This window comes from Romboutsia sp. 13368 (genome assembly GCF_018336475.1).
Classification (GTDB): domain Bacteria; phylum Bacillota; class Clostridia; order Peptostreptococcales; family Peptostreptococcaceae; genus Romboutsia.
Map to the genome: position 1 here is coordinate 2,209,495 of NZ_CP048741.1, position 1,088 is coordinate 2,210,582.

Here is a 1,088-nt window from a genome sequence, read left to right on the forward strand (position 1 = left end):
ATTATAATTAAATTCTATATTTTAAAATATACTCAAGTCTAATTTTTCAGATAAGTCTTCTAAAACTTTAACTCCTGCTATACTATTTCCCTTTTTATCTAGTGCCGGTCCATAAACTCCAATTCCCATTACATCTGGTACTGATGCCATTATACCTCCACCTACACCAGATTTTGCAGGTATTCCAACTTTTAATGCAAATTCACCAGATGCATCATACATACCACAAGTAACCATAAATGTTTTCACCATTCTTGAAACTTTTTCACTAATTAATCTTTCATTACTTTCTATATCTACGCCATGTTTTGCAAGATTTATACCGATTCTTGCTAAATCTACACAATCTATCTCTATTGAACATTGTTTAAAGTATAAGTCTAATATTTCTTCTACATCACCATTTATAAAACCATCATTCTTTAATAAGTATGCCATAGCTCTATTTCTATCACCAGTTAACTTTTCTGACTTATAAACTTCATAATTTATTCCTATACTATCATTATTAGCTAAACGTCTAAAAAATTGTAACATTCTTTCTTCTTTTTCCTCTAAAGTGTTCCCCTTTATAAGAGAAGTAGTAACTATAGCTCCTGCATTTATCATAGGATTTGAAGGCTTTTTTGTATCATTAGTTTCTAATTTCATTATTGAGTTAAATGGATCTCCACTTGGTTCCATACCTACCTTTGAAAACACACTAGTCCACTCATTATCCATTAAAGCCATAGCTAAAACAATAGGCTTTGATATACTTTGTATTGTAAATTTAGTATTATAATTTCCACTTGTATAAATGTTATTGTCTTTATCTATTATACATATTCCTAAATCATTTCTTCTTGCATTTTTTAATTCTGGTATGTAACTAGCTACTTGACCATAATTAGTATATTTTCTATTTTCATCTATTACTTGTTTTAATAAATTATTCATATGTTCCTCCTAAGTATATAATATTTATAAATATCGTATGTAATATAAATAGGGTTATATTAAAATAAATATTTCAATACAAYCCCTTTTCTAAATTAATCTACTATTTTACTTCCACCTATAAACTCTCTTAATATAGATGTGGAAAG

1 protein-coding gene is annotated in these 1,088 nt (G+C 27.5%); it reads right to left on the reverse strand.

Annotation, left to right across the window (positions count from 1 at the left end):
• Positions 1–21: 21 nt before the first annotated feature.
• Positions 22–939 (reverse strand): glutaminase A, encoded by a 918-nt coding sequence (glsA, locus tag G3997_RS09225; protein ID WP_296645487.1) that lies wholly within the window; start codon positions 937–939, stop codon positions 22–24.
• Positions 940–1,088: the final 149 nt, after the last annotated feature.

Excerpts from the sequence above, each read along its gene's own strand:
- glsA (WP_296645487.1), bottom strand. The coding sequence starts at position 939 with ATGAATAATTTATTAAAACAAGTAATAGATGAAAATAGAAAATATACT.